The sequence below is a fragment of the Nocardioides cavernae genome (genome assembly GCF_016907475.1).
Taxonomy (GTDB): Bacteria; Actinomycetota; Actinomycetes; order Propionibacteriales; family Nocardioidaceae; genus Nocardioides; species Nocardioides cavernae.
In genome coordinates this window covers 2250343-2266261 of sequence record NZ_JAFBCA010000001.1, presented here as the reverse complement: position 1 = coordinate 2266261, position 15919 = coordinate 2250343, and the positions used below count along the sequence as shown (strand labels likewise).

Annotated in this window: 16 protein-coding genes; 7 read left to right on the top strand and 9 right to left on the bottom strand. The window is 72.3% G+C overall.

Features of this window, described 5'->3' with window-relative positions:
- Positions 1-2208 carry an ATP-dependent DNA helicase RecG gene (locus JOD65_RS10585; protein ID WP_191196672.1) on the bottom strand — a complete coding sequence of 736 codons (2208 nt, stop codon included), beginning with the start codon at positions 2206-2208 and terminating at the stop codon, positions 1-3.
- A 16-nt stretch (positions 2209-2224) separates the two neighbouring features.
- A complete protein-coding gene (locus JOD65_RS10580; RefSeq protein WP_191196671.1) occupies positions 2225-3877 on the bottom strand; it encodes a DAK2 domain-containing protein in 1653 nt (550 codons plus the stop codon).
- 237 nt (positions 3878-4114) lie between these two features.
- Here JOD65_RS10580 and rpmB point away from each other — a divergent pair, with 237 nt between their 5' ends.
- Positions 4115-4300 (top strand): 50S ribosomal protein L28, encoded by a 186-nt coding sequence (rpmB, locus tag JOD65_RS10575; protein WP_056602600.1) that lies wholly within the window; start codon positions 4115-4117, stop codon positions 4298-4300.
- Between the two features lie 211 nt (positions 4301-4511).
- Here rpmB and JOD65_RS10570 read toward each other — a convergent pair whose 3' ends face one another.
- Complete coding sequence (locus JOD65_RS10570) at positions 4512-5462, bottom strand: thiamine-phosphate kinase (RefSeq protein WP_191196670.1); 951 nt, start codon at positions 5460-5462, stop codon at positions 4512-4514.
- A 117-nt stretch (positions 5463-5579) separates the two neighbouring features.
- Here JOD65_RS10570 and JOD65_RS10565 point away from each other — a divergent pair, with 117 nt between their 5' ends.
- The gene (locus JOD65_RS10565; RefSeq protein WP_056602604.1) at positions 5580-5816 is read left to right on the top strand and encodes an Lrp/AsnC family transcriptional regulator; all 237 of its coding nucleotides are present in this window, start codon (positions 5580-5582) and stop codon (positions 5814-5816) included.
- 14 nt (positions 5817-5830) lie between these two features.
- The gene (locus JOD65_RS10560) at positions 5831-6340 is read left to right on the top strand and encodes a DUF3515 domain-containing protein (RefSeq protein ID WP_191196669.1); all 510 of its coding nucleotides are present in this window, start codon (positions 5831-5833) and stop codon (positions 6338-6340) included.
- A gap of 12 nt (positions 6341-6352) precedes the next feature.
- Here JOD65_RS10560 and JOD65_RS10555 read toward each other — a convergent pair whose 3' ends face one another.
- Positions 6353-7522 carry a D-alanine--D-alanine ligase family protein gene (locus JOD65_RS10555; RefSeq protein WP_191196668.1) on the bottom strand — a complete coding sequence of 390 codons (1170 nt, stop codon included), beginning with the start codon at positions 7520-7522 and terminating at the stop codon, positions 6353-6355.
- 32 nt (positions 7523-7554) lie between these two features.
- Between JOD65_RS10555 and JOD65_RS10550 the strand changes: the two genes are divergently transcribed.
- Complete coding sequence (locus JOD65_RS10550) at positions 7555-8628, top strand: trans-sulfuration enzyme family protein (protein WP_191196667.1); 1074 nt, start codon at positions 7555-7557, stop codon at positions 8626-8628.
- Positions 8629-8845: 217 nt separating this feature from the next.
- Here the strand turns inward: JOD65_RS10550 and JOD65_RS10545 are convergent, their stop codons facing one another.
- Complete coding sequence (locus tag JOD65_RS10545; RefSeq protein WP_191196666.1) at positions 8846-9847, bottom strand: NAD(P)H-dependent glycerol-3-phosphate dehydrogenase; 1002 nt, start codon at positions 9845-9847, stop codon at positions 8846-8848.
- Positions 9844-10641 carry a lysophospholipid acyltransferase family protein gene (locus JOD65_RS10540; protein ID WP_191196665.1) on the bottom strand — a complete coding sequence of 266 codons (798 nt, stop codon included), beginning with the start codon at positions 10639-10641 and terminating at the stop codon, positions 9844-9846. Before JOD65_RS10540 ends, JOD65_RS10545 begins: the two co-directional genes overlap by 4 nt.
- A 125-nt stretch (positions 10642-10766) precedes the next feature.
- Between JOD65_RS10540 and cofC the strand changes: the two genes are divergently transcribed.
- The gene (gene cofC / locus JOD65_RS10535) at positions 10767-11429 is read left to right on the top strand and encodes a 2-phospho-L-lactate guanylyltransferase (RefSeq protein ID WP_191196664.1); all 663 of its coding nucleotides are present in this window, start codon (positions 10767-10769) and stop codon (positions 11427-11429) included.
- Positions 11430-11469: 40 nt separating this feature from the next.
- Here the strand turns inward: cofC and JOD65_RS10530 are convergent, their stop codons facing one another.
- The 3 genes from JOD65_RS10530 to leuC all read right to left on the bottom strand — a co-directional run bounded on the left by JOD65_RS10530 (position 11470) and on the right by leuC (position 14278).
- A complete protein-coding gene (locus JOD65_RS10530; RefSeq protein ID WP_191196663.1) occupies positions 11470-12153 on the bottom strand; it encodes an HU family DNA-binding protein in 684 nt (227 codons plus the stop codon).
- Positions 12154-12268: 115 nt separating this feature from the next.
- On the bottom strand, positions 12269-12868 hold the full coding sequence (leuD, locus tag JOD65_RS10525; protein ID WP_191196662.1) for a 3-isopropylmalate dehydratase small subunit: 600 nt from the start codon (positions 12866-12868) through the stop codon (positions 12269-12271).
- Between the two features lie 3 nt (positions 12869-12871).
- A complete protein-coding gene (leuC, locus tag JOD65_RS10520; protein WP_191196661.1) occupies positions 12872-14278 on the bottom strand; it encodes a 3-isopropylmalate dehydratase large subunit in 1407 nt (468 codons plus the stop codon).
- A gap of 83 nt (positions 14279-14361) precedes the next feature.
- On the opposite strand from leuC, the gene JOD65_RS10515 reads away from it, so the two are divergent.
- Positions 14362-15084 carry an IclR family transcriptional regulator gene (locus tag JOD65_RS10515; protein WP_090972091.1) on the top strand — a complete coding sequence of 241 codons (723 nt, stop codon included), beginning with the start codon at positions 14362-14364 and terminating at the stop codon, positions 15082-15084.
- Between the two features lie 185 nt (positions 15085-15269).
- Positions 15270-15851 (top strand): TIGR03086 family metal-binding protein, encoded by a 582-nt coding sequence (locus tag JOD65_RS10510; protein WP_191196660.1) that lies wholly within the window; start codon positions 15270-15272, stop codon positions 15849-15851.
- Positions 15852-15919: the final 68 nt, after the last annotated feature.

Here is a 15919-nt window from a genome sequence, read left to right as displayed (position 1 = left end):
TCAGCCCTTCTCCATGAACTCCGACGCCGCGGAGCGCTCCACCTCGGCGACGACGTCGGCCAGGGCGGGCGCGTGTGCGAGCGCCGGATCCTCGGAGAGTAGCGCCTCCGCGGCGTTCCGGGCACGGACGATCGTCTTCTCGTCGCGCAATACCCGAAGTGTGACGAGACCGGAGCGGAAGCCCGACTGGTTGGCGCCCAGCACGTCGCCCTCGCGGCGCTGCTCGAGGTCGACGCGGCTGAGCTCGAAGCCGTCGGTGGTCGCCGCCACGGCGTCGAGTCGTTCGCGGGCGGGCGTGCCGAGGTCGGCGTGGGAGACCAGCAGGCAGAGCCCGGGGAGGCCGCCGCGGCCGACCCGACCGCGCAGCTGGTGGAGCTGGGAGACGCCGAACCGGTCGGCGTCGAGGAGCACCATCGTCGTGGCGTTGTGGACGTCGACGCCGACCTCGATGACCGTGGTCGACACGAGCACGTCGATGTCGCCGGCAGCGAAGGCGCGCATCGTGCGGTCCTTGTCGTCGGGCGCCATGCGTCCGTGCAGGACGGCGGTGCGGAGCCCGGCGAGGGGGCCGGCCACCAGCTCGGCGTGGACGTCCTCCACCGCCGCGAGCGGCCGCCGGGGCGTGATGTCGGCGCCGTCCTCGTCGAAGTCGAGCTGGTCGGTCTCGCCCTCCTCCCCCGCGTCGCCCGAGATCCGCGGGCACACGACGTAGGCCTGGTGGCCCTGCTCGACCTCCTCGCGCACCCGCTGCCAGACGCGGTCGATCCACGTCGGCTGGTCGGCCAGCGGGACGACGTTGGTCTGGATGGGCGCCCGCCCGGCGGGCAGCTCGGCGAGGACGGACGTCTCGAGGTCGCCGAAGACGGTCATCGCGACGGTGCGCGGGATCGGGGTGGCGGTCATGACGAGCACGTGGGGCGGCGTGCCGGCCTTGTCGGTCAGCGCCGCACGCTGCTCCACGCCGAAGCGGTGCTGCTCGTCGACGACGACGAGGCCGAGGTCGGCGAACTCCACCTTGTCCTCGAGGAGGGCGTGGGTGCCGATGACGACGCCGGCCTCGCCGGTGACGATGCGCAGCATCGCCTCCTGACGGGCCGCCTTGCCCATCGACCCCGTCAGCAGCACGATCTGGGTGGCGTCGGCGTCGCCGCCGAGCATGCCGCCCTGGGCGAGGTCGCCGAGCATCGCCGAGATCGAGCGGTGGTGCTGCTGGGCGAGCACCTCCGTCGGGGCGAGCAGCGCGGCCTGCCCCCCGGCGTCGACCACCTGGAGCATCGCGCGGAGCGCGACGAGCGTCTTGCCGGAGCCCACCTCGCCCTGCAGGAGGCGGTTCATCGGGTGGTCCCGGCCCAGCTCGTCGGCGACCAGGTCGCCGATCTCGCGCTGGCCACCGGTCAGCTCGAACGGCAGCCGCGCGTCGAAGGCGGCCAGCAACCCGTCGTCGCGGCGGGTGCGGGCGCGCGCACCCTGGGCACGGTGCGCCGCCCGGCGCCGGGCCAGGACGAGCTGGAGCACCAGCGCCTCCTCGAAGCGGAAGCGCTTCTGGGCGGCGCCGACCTGCTTCCAGTCGTCGGGGGCGTGGACCCAGCGCAGCGCCTGCATCACGTCGAGCACCTCGAACCGCTCGCGCAGCTCGGGGGTGAGCACGTCGGGCACGCCGGTCACCAGGTCGAGCGCGGCGGAGACGACCTTCTGCAGGTCCCAGGAGTAGAGCTTGGCGGTGAGGGGATAGATCGGGATGAGCTTGCTCATCGAGACCGCCTCGTCGCCGTCGAGGGCGAAGCCGTGGGGTTGCTCGAGCTGCCAGCTCCCCCGGTACTGCTTGACCTTGCCGGTGAAGATCGCCCGGCTGCCCGGGCGGAACTCGGCCTCGTGGCGCTCGGCCAGGCTGGCGTAGGGGCTGAACAGCGTGATGGAGAAGTCGGGGCCGTCGGTGCGGACCCGCACCGTCGTACGGAACTGGCGGCGGTTGCCGCTGAAGAACGGTGCGCTCTCGCACGAACGCACCTCGCCGACGATCGTCAGCTGGTCGCCGACGACGGGCGTGGCGACCTCGGTGAGCTCGGTGGCGGCGACGTAGCGACGGGGGAAGTGGCGCAGCAGGTCACCGACCGTCTCCAGCCCGAGGCCCTCCTCGGCGAGCTTGCGCTTCTTGTGGCTGTTGCCGAACACCGCGCCGATCGGGCTGTCCGGGGTGATCGCGACCATGCGGAGATCCTGCCGGTCACTCGACGCTGACGAGCAGCGGGTAGCGCGGTTGCCCGCCGTCGTGGACGGCGACGTCGACGTGCGGGTGGCGCCTCTCGACGTGGGCGGCGACCCGCTGGGCGAGGTCCTCGCCGTCCTCGCCCGACACGATCGTCACCAGCTCGCCGCCACCGGCCAGGAGCCTCTCGAGCACGTCGGTGGCGACCTCCTCGAGGTCGGAGCCGACGACGGCGAAGTCGCCGGCGATCACGCCGAGCGCGTCGCCGGGCTCGCACGCGCCGGCCATCGTGATCGCACGGCGGGCGGCGACGGTGACGGCGCCGTGCCGGGCGTGACGGGCGGTCGCGGTCATCTCCCGGACGTCGGCGTCGAAGGCGCGACCCGGCTCGTGCACGGAGACGGCGGCCAGGCCCTGCACCTGCGCCTGGGTCGGGATGACCTCGACGGAGACGTCGTGCTCGACCTCGGCCGTGCGGGCCGCGATCTCCGCGGCGCGCACGGTGTCGCCGTCGTTGGGGAGCACCACGACCTCAGCGGCGCCGCATCCGGTGATGGCCTCGAGCAGCTGGCCGGTGGAGGGACGCTGTCCCGGCCCCCCGGTCACGACGACCGCGCCCGCCGACTCGAACAGCGCGGCCAGCCCCGGACCTGCGGCGACCGCGACGACCTTGCGGCCGGCGCGGGTCGAAGCGCGGGTCGAGCCGGGCTGGGGACCTGCGGCGACCTGGTCGGCGAAGTGGGTGACCCGGATGCGGTGCGGACGACCGGCGGTGATCCCGGCCTCGATGGCGGCGCCGACGTCGTCGACGTGCACGTGGACGTTCCACAGGCCGTCGCCGCCGACCACGACGAGGCTGTCGCCGAGCGTGGCGAGCGTCGCGCGGAGGTCGGCGACGTGCTGGTCGTCGGCGTCGAGGAGGTACATCACCTCGTAGCCCGGGCCGTCCTCGGTGAGGTCGTCGCCCGGGGGCGCTGCCGCGACGGGGATGAGGTGGGTGCCGATCGGCGCCGACCACGGCGTGGGCCGGCGCCCGGTGGCCGTCGTCTCGACCGCGTCGAGCACGACGCACAGGCCCCTGCCGCCGGCGTCGACGACCCCGGCCTGGGCCAGCACGTCGAGCTGCTCCGGCGTACGGGCGAGGGCCGCGCGCGCCGCCGCGGCCGCCGCGGTGAACACGTCGCGGGTGCGCGCTCCACGGCCGGCCGCCTCCAGGGCGGCGTCGGACGCGGCGCGCGACACGCTGAGGATCGTGCCCTCGACAGGCGCGCCGACGGCGGCGTAGCTGGCCTCCGTCGCCTCGGCCATGGCCGCGGCGATCGTCTCCGCCGGCTTGTCGGCGATCGCAGCGCCGGCGAGGTGGCGCACGTAGGCGCGCAGCATCTGGCTGAGGATCACCCCCGAGTTGCCGCGCGCCCCCATGAGCGCGGCACGGGCGAGCACGGCCATCCCGTCGCCGAGGGACAGCCCGGGGTCGCTCGCGAGGGCCTCGCGCAGCCCGTCGCGGGCCGCGGAGACGGTGAGGAACATGTTGGTGCCAGTGTCACCGTCGGGCACGGGATAGACGTTGAGCGCGTCGATCTCCTCGCGGGCCGAGGACAGCGCGTCGGTCGCGATGTCGACGAACCGCGCGACGCCGTCCAGCGTGATGCCGTGGGTGACGTGCTCCATCGCGTCGGTCTGCTCCCGGGTGTGCTGGATGCCTGCTGGGGGTGGCTCGGATGTGGTGCTGAGGCTGCTTCGTCGTACGATGTGGTGCGCGCCACAGGGTAGTGCCCGGCACCCACGGCCCCTGCGATTTCATCTCGCCGCGGGTCCTCGGCTACTCTTGCGCGGTTGCCTGCTGCCGCTTCTGGCGGGGTCAGGCCTGATGAACATCTATCACCCTCGAACGGATCGGAGTGCACGGTGGCTGCCGTCTGCGACATCTGCGCCAAGAAGCCGGGCTTCGGAAACAACCGTCCCTGGTCGCGCAAGATCACCAAGCGTCGTTTCAACCCCAACATCCAGCGCGTCCGGGCGACCGTGAACGGCACGCCCAAGCGACTCAACGTCTGCACCGGTTGCCTCAAGGCCGGCAAGGTCTCGCGCTGACCTGACGTCTTCTTCGTCGAAGCCCCCGTCGCACTGCGGCGGGGGCTTCGTCGTTCGTTCGTCTGTCCGCCGAGGTCGGGTCATCGTCATGACGAAGTCCCCGCACGTGCGGGGACTTCGTCGTCTGTAGGCGGTTGCAACGGCCTACAAGCGCACGACTCGCCCTCCAAGGGCACCGTGAGTCTCCGAGAGACTCACGGCCGAGGGGTGCTCAGAAGTGGGTCCAGCCGGTGGGGCCGTCGTACGTCCCGCCGTCGACGGTGACGCCCTCGCCCTCGCGGACCTCGCCGATCACCTGCCAGCCGGACGGGACCGAGGCCGCGTCGGGGAAGGTCGCCAGCAGCGCGTGGTCGTCGCCGCCGCCGAGGATGAACTGCATCGGGTCGGCGCCCAGCGCGGCGCCGACGGCCTGGAGCGGCTCGGGGACCTCGAACGCGCCGGTGCGTACGTCGATGGCGACGCCGCTCGCGTCCGCGATGTGCCCGGCCTCGGCGAGGAGGCCGTCGGAGACGTCGATGAGGGCGGTCGCCCCGGCCTCGGCGGCCTCCTTGCCCGCGGCGTACGGCGGCTCCGGCCGGCGGTAGGCCTCGACGAGCACCCGGGGGGAGCGGAAGCCGCGACCGAGGACCGCGAGGCCGCCGGCGGCCCACCCCTGGCGACCGGTGAGCGCGAGGACGTCGCCGGGCCGGGCGCCCGAGCGCAGGACGGGCGCCTGGGTGCACTGGCCGAGGACCGTGACGGCGATCATCACCTGCTCGGCGCGCGTGACGTCGCCGCCCACGACCGTCGCACCGACGCTGGCGCACTCCTCAGCGAAGCCACGGGCGAAGTCCAGCGCCCACGCCACCGGGAGGTCCGCGGGGGCCGCGAGGCCGATGGTGAGGTGGCGCGCCGTGCCACCCATGGCGTTGATGTCGGAGAGGTTCTGGGCGGCGGCCCGGTGGCCGACGTCGACGGCGCCGGCCCAGTCGCGACGGAAGTGCCGCCCCTCGACCATCAGGTCGGTCGAGACGACCACGTGGCCGTGCTTGACGCGCAGCACGGCGGCGTCGTCACCGGGTCCGACGAGCACGTGCTCGTCGCCCTCGAAGATCTCCACGAGCTGGGAGATCAGGCCGAACTCGCCTACCTCGCCGAGGGTTGCGTCTGCTGCCGGTGCCATGCGCCCATCCCACCAGACCGGGGTGGTGACCACTGTCACCCATCCCCTGTCGGGGCCGGCGCACGGCGCGGTAGGTTGTGCCGGTCACACCCGATGAACGAGACCGAGGAGTCCACGATGGTCGTCCAGGCCTACATCCTGATCCAGACCGACGTCGGCAAGGCCGCGGAGGTCGCCCGCGAGATCGCCCAGGTCAGCGGCGTCACGCTCGCCGAGGACGTCACCGGTCCCTACGACGTGATCGTCCGAGCCGAGGCCAAGAACGTCGACGAGCTCGGCAAGCTCGTCGTCTCGAAGGTGCAGAACCTCGACGGCATCACCCGCACGCTCACCTGCCCGGTCGTCCACATCTGAGCCGACCGGCCCACGTGCAGCTGAGTCGACGCCTCGGTCCGTCCACGGGCCGGGGCGTCGTCGCGTCCGGGGCCGCTGCCGTCGTGCTCGCCCTCGCGGGCTGCAGCAGCACCCCGACGATCGACGACGTCGAGCTCTCCGCGGCCGACCGGGCCGCCTGCGAGTCCCTGGTCGCCGACCTCCCCGACACCCTCGCCGGTCTGGACCGGCGCGACGTCGAGCCGGCCGACGCGCTGGGCGCGGCGTGGGGCGATCCGGCGTACGTCCTCACGTGCGGCGTGGCCGAGCCGGGCGACTACGAGCCGACCGCCGAGTGCAACGTCATCGACGGTGTGGGCTGGTACGTCACCGACGACCAGCTCTCCGACCAGGGCGAGGACGCGACGCCCATCGCGCTCAGCCTGAGGCCGTACGTCGAGGTCTCCGTGCCTGCTGACTACCGCACCGAGGGCATCGACCGCGCGCTGGCCGAGCTGGCGCCGGCCCTGAAGGAGCACCTCGGGGAAGGTCTGTCCTGCCTGTAGCCGTGCCCGGCCTCAGCGAAGGCCGGTGTCGCGCCGCAGCGCGAGCTGGACGAGCCGGTCCACGAGGTCGGGGTAGGACATGCCGGTGGCGGCCCACAGCTGCGGGTACATCGACGTCGGGGTGAAGCCCGGCATCGTGTTGAGCTCGTTGATCACGAGCGACCCGTCGGGCATCACGAAGAAGTCCACGCGCGCGAGACCTTCGCACGACAGGGCCTCGAAGGCGCGCACGGCCATCGCGCGCAGCTCCTGCTCGATCGCGGCGGCCAGGTCGGCGGGGATGTCGATCTCGGTGTGCTGGTCGGCGAGGTACTTCGCCTCGAAGTCGTAGAACTCGTGGTCGCCTCCGGTGCGCACCTCGCCCGGCCGCGACGTCTCCGGCGGGCCCTCGAGCGTGCCGAGCACACCGCACTCGACCTCGCGCGCTCCCTCCATCGACTGCTCGACGAGCACCTTGGGGTCGTGGCGGAAGGCCTCCTCGAGCGCCGCGTCGATCTCCGAGGCGTCGTGGACCTTGCTGATCCCCATGCTCGAGCCGGCGCGGGCGGGCTTGGCGAACGACGGGAAACCGAGCTCCTCGACCCGCGCGCGTACGCCGATCGCGTCCTGCTCGAACTCGGTGCGGGTCACGACGATGCCGGGGGTGACCGGGAGGCCGGCGGCCTGCAGGACGACCTTCATGTAGGCCTTGTCCATCCCGATCGCGGACGCGAGCACCCCCGAGCCGACGTAGCGCACGCCGGCCATCTCCAGCATCCCCTGCAGGGTGCCGTCCTCGCCCCACGGGCCGTGGAGCAGCGGGAAGACCACGTCGACCTCGCCGATGACCGAGGGGACGCTGGCCGGTTCGGCGACCACGAGGTCGGTGCCGGTGGCGGCGCCCATCAGCGCCACCGGGGACCGTCCGGCGTCGACCTGCGGCAGGTCGTTGCCGCGGATCGCGAGCCGGGTGGGCTCGTCGCTCTCCAGCACCCACCGGCCGTCGGGGGCGATCCCGACCGGCACGACGTCGTAGGCCTCACGGTCGATGGCGGCCAGCACGCTCCCGGCGGTCACGCACGAGATGCCGTGCTCGGAGGAACGGCCCCCGAAGACGACTGCGACGCGCGGCTTGCGGCTCGTGGCGGCTGGGGTCGGGTCCGAGAGGGGGGCTGCGGTCTTGTCAGGGGAGGTGTGGTTCATCGCCTCGACCCTATCCACCTACGCTGGCGCGCATGGCTGCAGACTCACCGCTCAGGCCCGGCACGATCGCCGTCACGGCCGGCCGGCCGGACAAGGTCCCCGACGCCCCGCTCAACACGCCGATCACCATGGCGGCCACCTACGTGGCCGGCGGCGACGTGGAGTACGGCCGCTACGGCAACCCCACCTGGACGGCGTTGGAGGACGCGCTCGGCGCCCTCGAGGGCGGTCGGTGCCTGACGTTCGCGTCCGGGCTCGCCGCTGTCGCCACCGTGCTCGACCTGGTGGGCAAGGAGGGCAAGGTCCTCGTCCCGAAGCACGGCTACACCGGCACGATCATGCAGCTCGCCGACCTCGAGTCGCGCGGACGGCTGACCGCCGAGATGGTCGACGTCACCGACACCGACGCGGTCGTCGCGGCCTGCGACGGCGCCGCGCTCGTGTGGCTGGAGTCACCCACCAACCCGGCCCTCGAGGTCGCCGACATCGCGACGATCACGAAGGCCGCGCACGACGCCGGCGCCTACGTCGTCGTCGACAACACCTTCGCCACTCCCCTGCTGCAGCGCCCCCTCGAGGACGACGTCGACATCGTGGTGCACTCGGCCACGAAGTACCTCGCCGGCCACTCCGACGTCCAGATGGGCGCGATCGTCACCCGCGACGACGAGCTCTACGCCGTGCTCAAGGGCCGCCGTGACCTCGTCGGCGCCATCCCCGGTCCCTTCGAGGCGTGGCTGACCCTGCGCGGCCTGCGCACCCTGCACCTGCGGGTCGAGCGCGCGCAGGCCAACGCCCAGGAGCTCGTACGCCGCCTCGCCGAGCACCCCGCGCTGTCCGAGGTGCGCTACCCCGGGTTCGGCGCGATCGTCAGCATCGTCCTCGCCCAGGGCGAGATGGCAGCCGACCTCCTCAGCCGCAAGACGCGGCTGTGGATCCACGCCACCTCCCTCGGCGGCGTCGAGTCGAGCCTCGAGCGCCGCCGCCGCTGGAAGGCCGAGGCCGCCACCATCCCCGAGGGACTCGTCCGGCTCTCCGTCGGCATCGAGGACATCGAGGACCTCTGGGAGGACCTGCGCGCGGCGCTGGACGGCTGCGTCGGCTGACGCGTCGAGTCGGCGCATCCTGACGCGTCCCGGCTGTCGAGTCGGCGCATCCTGAGGTTTCGCCGGCACACGCCGATCAGGAGGAGCCGACTCGACCACGTTCAAGCGTCAGGACGAGCCGACTCGACCACGTTCAAGCGTCAGGACGAGCCGACTCGACCACGTTCAAACGTCAGGACGAGCCGACTCGACGCGCTGCCCTGAGCCCCCTCGTTGCTCAGTGCAGCTCGGGCTTGGTGTCGCGGGCGATGAAGGAGTTCATCATGTCGAGCGCAGTCATCTTGCCGTCGACGACGGCGTCGACCGCCTCGGCGATGGGGGCGTCGACACCGGTGCGGCGGGCGAGCTCCAGCAGGGACTTGCAGGACTTCGCGCCCTCGGCGACCTGCCGGGTCGAGGCGTAGATCTCCTCGGTCGTCATGCCCTGGCCGAGGCGCTCGCCGAAGGTGCGGTTGCGCGAGAGCGGCGACGAGCACGTGGCGACGAGGTCGCCGAGCCCGGCGAGACCCATGAGGGTCAGCGGGTTGGCGCCCTGCGCGGTCGCCAGGCGCGCGGTCTCCGCGAGGCCGCGGGTGATGACCGAGGCGGTGGTGTTGTCACCGAAGCCCAGCCCGACCGCCATGCCGACGGCGAGGCCGACGACGTTCTTGTAGGCACCGCCGATCTCGCAGCCGAGCACGTCCACCGAGGTGTAGGGCCGCCACGACGGCCCATGCGTGAGGGCCTGGATGTGCTTGGCCCGCTCCTCGTCGAGGCACGCGACCACGGACGCAGCCGGCTCGCGGCGGGCGATCTCGCGCGCCAGGTTGGGTCCGCTGACGACGGCGATCCGGTCGGCCGAGGCGTCGGTGACCTCCTGGATGACCTCGCTCATCCGCATGAGGGAGCCGAGCTCGACGCCCTTCATCAGCGACACGAGCGTGGCCTTCTCGGGGATGACCGGCGCCCACGCGGTGAGGTTCTCGCGGAGGGTCTGCGACGGGACGGTGAGCACGACGACGTCCGCGTCGGCCGCGACCTGCTCGGGGTCCGTCGACGCCGAGATCGACGGCGGCAGCTCGATGCCGGGCAGGTAGTCGGTGTTCTCCCGGCGCTCGTTGACGGCCTCCACGACCTCCTCGCGCCGAGCCCACAGGGACACGTCGTTGCCGGCGTCGGCCAGCACGAGCGAGAAGGCGGTGCCCCACGACCCGGCACTGAACACTGCGATCTTCGTCATCGGGTGCGCTTCCTCTTCGTCCGGTGGGCCCCGTCGTGGGCGGTGTCGTGCGGGTTGCCGATCTCGCGTACGCCGCTGCTGCGGGGGTCGTAGCGCTGCTCGGGGGCGGGCTCGTCGCGGAGGTCGGAGACGATTGCCGTTACGGCGGCCATGATGCGGTCGGTCGCCCGCGCCGTCGTCTCGGCGGACGCGGGGAGCCCGAGCAGGTCGTCGAGGTCCACCGGGTCGCCGGCCTTCATGACGATGTTCTTGCGCGGGACGAGGTGCGGGCGCTTCGTGTAGGGCGGGAGCACCTCCTGCGCACCCCACTGCCCCACCGGGATCACCGGACAGCCGGTGGCCAGGGCGATGCGGGCCGCGCCGGTCTTGCCCTTCATCGGCCAGAGGTCGGGGTCGCGCGTCAACGTGCCCTCGGGGTAGATGATGATGCACTCGCCCTCGCCGATCGCCTTCACCGCGGCGTCGTACGCGCCGACCGCGTTGCGGCTCAGGCGCTCGACGGGGATCTGGCCGGCGGAGGTCAGGAAGCCGCCGAGGTACTTGTTGCTGAAGAGCCCGGACTTCGCGAGGTAGCGCGGGACCCGCCCGTGGTCGTAGACGAAGTGCGCCGACAGCAGCGGGTCGACGTGGGAGATGTGGTTGACGACCACGATGCAGCCGCCGGTGGCGGGGATCTTCTCGCCGTCGATCCACGTGCGCGAGGTCGCGCTGAGCAGCGTCGGCTTGAGGATCGACGCGGCGACGGTGATCGCCCAGCCGCGCTTCTGCTCGAGCTTCCTGACGCGCACCGCCATCCCTCCCGATCGTGCTCTCATCGCGGGCTCCGCCCGGACGCTGCCTGCGTCGCGAGCAGGCTACTCGGTCGACGGGGTGCAGGGACCCCACCGGCGCGCTGGTGCCGGATGGGAGAATCGGCGTGATGTCCGCCGATGCCCGACCCACGCGCTGCGTGGTCGTCGTACCCGTCAAGCCGCCCACCTACGGCAAGTCCCGACTGACCGGGCTCGCCGCCGACCACCGGCGTGACCTGGCCGAGGCCTTCGCGCTCGACACCGTCCAGGCCGCCGCGGCCACGCCCGGCGTCGACGCCGTCCTCGTCGTCACCGACGACCACCGCCTCGCCGCATCCGTGCACACCCTCGGGTGCGACGTGATCCCCGACGGCGTCAGCGACGACCTCAACGCGACACTCGTGCAGGCGGTCGCGGAGGTCGCGCGGCGCTGGCCGGGGGCGGTGCCCGTCGTGCTGTGCGCCGACCTGCCGGGCCTGCGGCCCGTCGAGCTGGCCGGGGTGCTCCGCGAGGTGCACGAGCAGGTCGCGGCCGGACGCTCCGCCTTCGTGCGCGACCACACGGGCATGGGCACGACGTTGTACGCCGCACCTGCCGACGGGTTCGACCCGTCGTTCGGTGTCGCGTCCGCGGCGCGGCACGAGGGCACCGGTGCCGTCGAGGTCGGCACCACCGCGACCAGCGTGCGCACGGACGTCGACGATCCCGACGACCTGGATGCCGCGCTGCTGGCCGGCGTCGGTCCGCACACGACACGGGCAAGCGAAGGGCGGGCCACCCCCTCGGGGTGACCCGCCCGTGCGACGCGGCGCCAGCGAGCTGGCGGTCGCGTCAGGACTTCTTCGCGGTCTTCTTCGCCGTGGTCTTCTTGGCGGTGCTCTTCTTCGCCGGCGCCTTCTTGGCCGCCGTCTTGGTGGCGGTGGTCTTGCTGGCCGTCGACTTGCTGGCGGTGGTCTTGCTGGCCGTCGACTTGCTGGCCGCCTTCGTGGCGGTCTTCTTCGCCGGCGCCTTCTTCGCGGTGCTCGCGCTGGACGACTTCTTGGCCGGCGACTTCTTGGCCGTGGTCTTCTTCGCCGCCGTGGACGTCGAGGACGCCTTCTTCGCCGGGGCTGCCGACTTCGAGGCCGCGGCCTTGGCCGGGGCCGCCTTCTTGGCGGCGGCACCCGTCACGGCTGCCGCGGCAGCCCGGACACCGGGCGGCTTCGGCATCGTGGCGGCGGTCAGCCTCGGCAGCTTCTTCGCGCCCGAGATGACGTCCTTGAGCTCCTTGCCTGCGGAGAACTTCGGCACGGACTTCTTCTTCGACTTCATCCGCTCGCCGGTCTGCGGGTTGCGGACCCAGCGGGCGTTGCGGACGGCCTTCTCGAACGAGCCGAAACCGGTGATCGCGACCTTCTCGCCCTTGGCGACCTCGCGGGTGATGGTGTCGAGCACGGACTCCAGTGCGTGGGCCGCCTGCTTGCGGTTCCCCTCGTAACGCGCGGCGAGCGCGTCGATGAGCTCTGACTTGTTCACTAGCTTCCCTTCCGAAAGACCTCGGACGCCGAGCTCGTGCTCGACCCTCTGCAAGGCACGCTAGGCACATGGAAGGGTGAGGACAATCACCAAAGCCCCTGTTTGTAGGGGTTTTTCAGGCAGTGACGGGCTTCCAGCTCGGTCGCTCCGCCTCAAAGGCGGTGATGTCGGCGTCGTGCGAGAGCGTGATGCCGATGTCGTCGAGCCCTTCGAGGAGGCGCCACCGGGTGTAGTCGTCGATGTCGAACGAGTCCTCGACGGCGTCCTCGCCGGCACCCGCGCGGACCGTGCGGCTCTCCAGGTCGACGGTGATCTCGCCGCCCGGGTTGTCCTCGAGCCAGTCCCACAGCCGCTGCACGACCTTCTCGTCGACCTGCGCCGCCACCAGCCCGGCCTTGCCGGAGTTGCCGCGGAAGATGTCGGCGAAGCGCGAGGAGATGACGGCCTTGAACCCGTAGTTCTGCAGGGCCCACACCGCGTGCTCGCGCGAGCTGCCGGTGCCGAAGTCAGGACCGGCGACCAGCACCGACCCACCGGCGTACGTCGGGTCGTTGAGCACGAAGTCGGGGTCGTTGCGCCAGGCCGCGAAGAGGCCGTCCTCGAAGCCCGTGCGGGTCACCCGCTTCAGGTAGACCGCGGGGATGATCTGGTCGGTGTCGACGTTGCTGCGCTTGAGCGGGACTCCGACGCCGGTGTGGGTCGTGAACTTGTCCATGGGTCAGACCTCCTGCAGGTCGGCGGGGCTGGAGAGCGTGCCGCGCACGGCGGTGGCGGCGGCGACGGGAACCGAGACGAGGTGCGTGCGTCCGCCCTTGCCCTGGCGGCCCTCGAAGTTGCGGTTGGACGTCGACGCGCTGCGCTCCCCCGGGGCGAGCTGGTCGGGGTTCATGCCGAGGCACATCGAGCAGCCGGCGCCGCGCCACTCCGCACCCGAGGCGATGAACACCTTGTCGAGACCCTCGGCCTCGGCCTGGAGGCGTACGCGCACCGAGCCGGGCACGACGAGCAGCCGGGTGTCGGCGGCGACGGTCCGGCCCTCGAGGATGGACGCCGCCAGGCGCAGGTCCTCGATGCGGCCGTTGGTGCAGGACCCGACGAACACCGTGTCGACCTTCACCTCGCGCAGAGGAGTGCCGGCCTCGAGACCCATGTACTGCAGGGCCTTCTCGGTCGCGATCTTGTCGTTGGGCTCGTCGAAGTCGTCGGGGCTCGGGATGGTCGCACCCAGCGGCGCGCCCTGGCCGGGGTTGGTGCCCCAGGTGACGAACGGCGTCATGGCGGAGGCGTCGAGCTCGATCACCTTGTCGAAGACCGCGTCGTCGTCGGTGCGCAGGGTCTTCCAATGGGCGACGGCTGCGTCCCAGTCGGCGCCCTTCGGCGCCTCCGGCTTGTCCTCGATGTAGTCGAAGGTGGTCTGGTCGGGCGCGATCAGGCCGGCCTTGGCGCCCCACTCGATCGACATGTTGCAGACGGTCATCCGGCCCTCCATCGAGAGCTCCTCGATGGCCTGGCCGCGGTACTCGACGATGTAGCCCTGGCCGCCGCCGGTGCCGGTGTGCGTGATCAGGGTGAGGACGAGGTCCTTGGCGGTGACGCCCTCGGGGAGGCTGCCGTTGACGGTGACGGCCATCGTCTTCGGCCTGGCCTGCGTCAGGGTCTGGGTGGCGAGCACGTGCTCGACCTCGGAGGTGCCGATGCCGAAGGCGATCGCACCGAAGGCACCGTGCGTGGAGGTGTGGGAGTCGCCGCAGACGATCGTCATGCCGGGCTGGGTCAGTCCGAGCTGCGGGCCGACGACGTGGACGATGCCCTGCTCAATGTCACCGAGCGGGTGCAGGCGCACGCCGAAGTCGGCGCAGTTCTTGCGCAGCGTCTCCACCTGCGTGCGGCTCACCGGGTCGGCGATCGGCTTGTCCCAGTCGAGGGTCGGGACGTTGTGGTCCTCGGTGGCGAGGGTGAGGTCGGGACGGCGTACGGAGCGGTCCGCCAGGCGGAGGCCGTCGAAGGCCTGCGGCGAGGTCACCTCGTGGAGGAGGTGGAGGTCGATGAAAAGGAGGTCGGGCTCCCCGGGGGCACTCCGGACGACGTGCTCGTCCCAGACCTTCTCGGACAGGGTCTTGCCCATGACACAAACTCCTTTGCCTTGCCGCGTGCGTTACGACGACGCTACATCTTGCATCCCACTCTCTGAGATGAGAATATCGGCATATGGACAACGGATCTGGCGTCGGCGTACTCGACAAGGCAGCACTCGTGCTCGCAGCACTCGAGGCCGGACCGGCCACCCTGGCCGGCCTGGTGGCCGGAACCGGGCTGGCCCGACCCACCGCTCACCGGCTCGCGGTCGCGCTCGAGCACCACCGCCTCGTGGCGCGCGACATGCAGGGCCGCTTCGTGCTGGGGCCGCGTCTGGCCGAGCTCTCCGCCGCCGCCGGCGAGGACCGGCTGCTCGCCGCGGCCGGCCCCGTCCTGGCCCGGCTGCGCGACATCACCGGCGAGTCCGCCCAGCTGTGGCGCCGCCAGGGCGAGCACCGCGTGTGCGTCGCCGCGGCCGAGCGCCCGTCGGGCCTGCGCGACACGATCCCGGTCGGTTCGCAGCTGACCATGAACGCCGGCTCGGCCGCGCAGATCCTGCTGGCGTGGGAGGACCCCGAGCGCATGCACCGCGGCCTGCAGAACGCCGCCTTCTCGGCCACCGCACTGTCCGGCATCCGCCGCCGCGGCTGGTCGCAGTCCGTCGGCGAGCGCGAGCAGGGCGTGGCCTCGGTGTCCGCGCCGGTCCGCTCCCCCGGCGGCAAGGTCATCGCCGCGGTGTCGGTCTCCGGTCCCCTCGAGCGACTCTCCCGCCAGCCCGGCCGGATGCACGCGCCCGCCGTGCTCGCCGCCGCCGACCGGCTGTCGGAGTCGCTGCGCCGCGCCGCCTCCGAGTAGCTTCCCCCCGGCCGACCTCCGGATGGTGGCGGCACATGGCACGCCACCACGGCGTCCCACTGCGATCTGCCGCCACCTTCCCGGCCGACCTCCGGATGGTGGCGGCACATGGCACGCCACCACGGCGTCCGACGGCGATCTGCCGCCACCTTCCGGCCCGCAGCGATCTCGGGCAGGGTGGGCGCATGGCAGACCTCGTGGACCTCGGACCAGCCGGAGAGCGGCTGGTCGCCGTTGCCGCCAACGTCACCGACGACCAGCTCGACGGACCGACCCCCTGCGAGGGGCGTACGGTCGGGCAGCTCGTCCAGCACCTCGTGGGACTGACGCTCGCGTTCCGGGCCGCGGCGGACAAGGACTTCGGTCCCCTCACCGACACCAGTCCCGACGAGGCAGGGTGGCCCGAGATCCAGCCCGGCTGGCGCGAGGCCCTCGCCGAGCAGGTCCCGGCGCTGGCCGCCGCCTGGCGCAGCCCGGAGGCGTGGGAGGGCATGACCCGCGCCGGTGGCGTCGACCTGCCGGGCCAGGTGGGCGGGCTGGTCGCGCTCGACGAGGTCGTCCTGCACGGCTGGGACCTGGCGCGGGCCACCGGCCAGCCCTACGACTGCGACGACGCGACCGCCGGTGCGTGCATGGCGTTCGTCGGCGGCTTCGACGAAGGCGGCACGCCGGGCCTGTTCGGTCCCTCCGTGCCGGTCGGTCCCGGTGCGTCGGCCTTCGAGCAGGTGCTCGCCCGCTCGGGCCGCGACCCGGGCTGGTCCGCCTGATCCGGCCTCGGGTCCAGACCGCTCCGCGTGCGCGGTGACGAAGGGGCGGGCCAGTGGGACGATGCGCG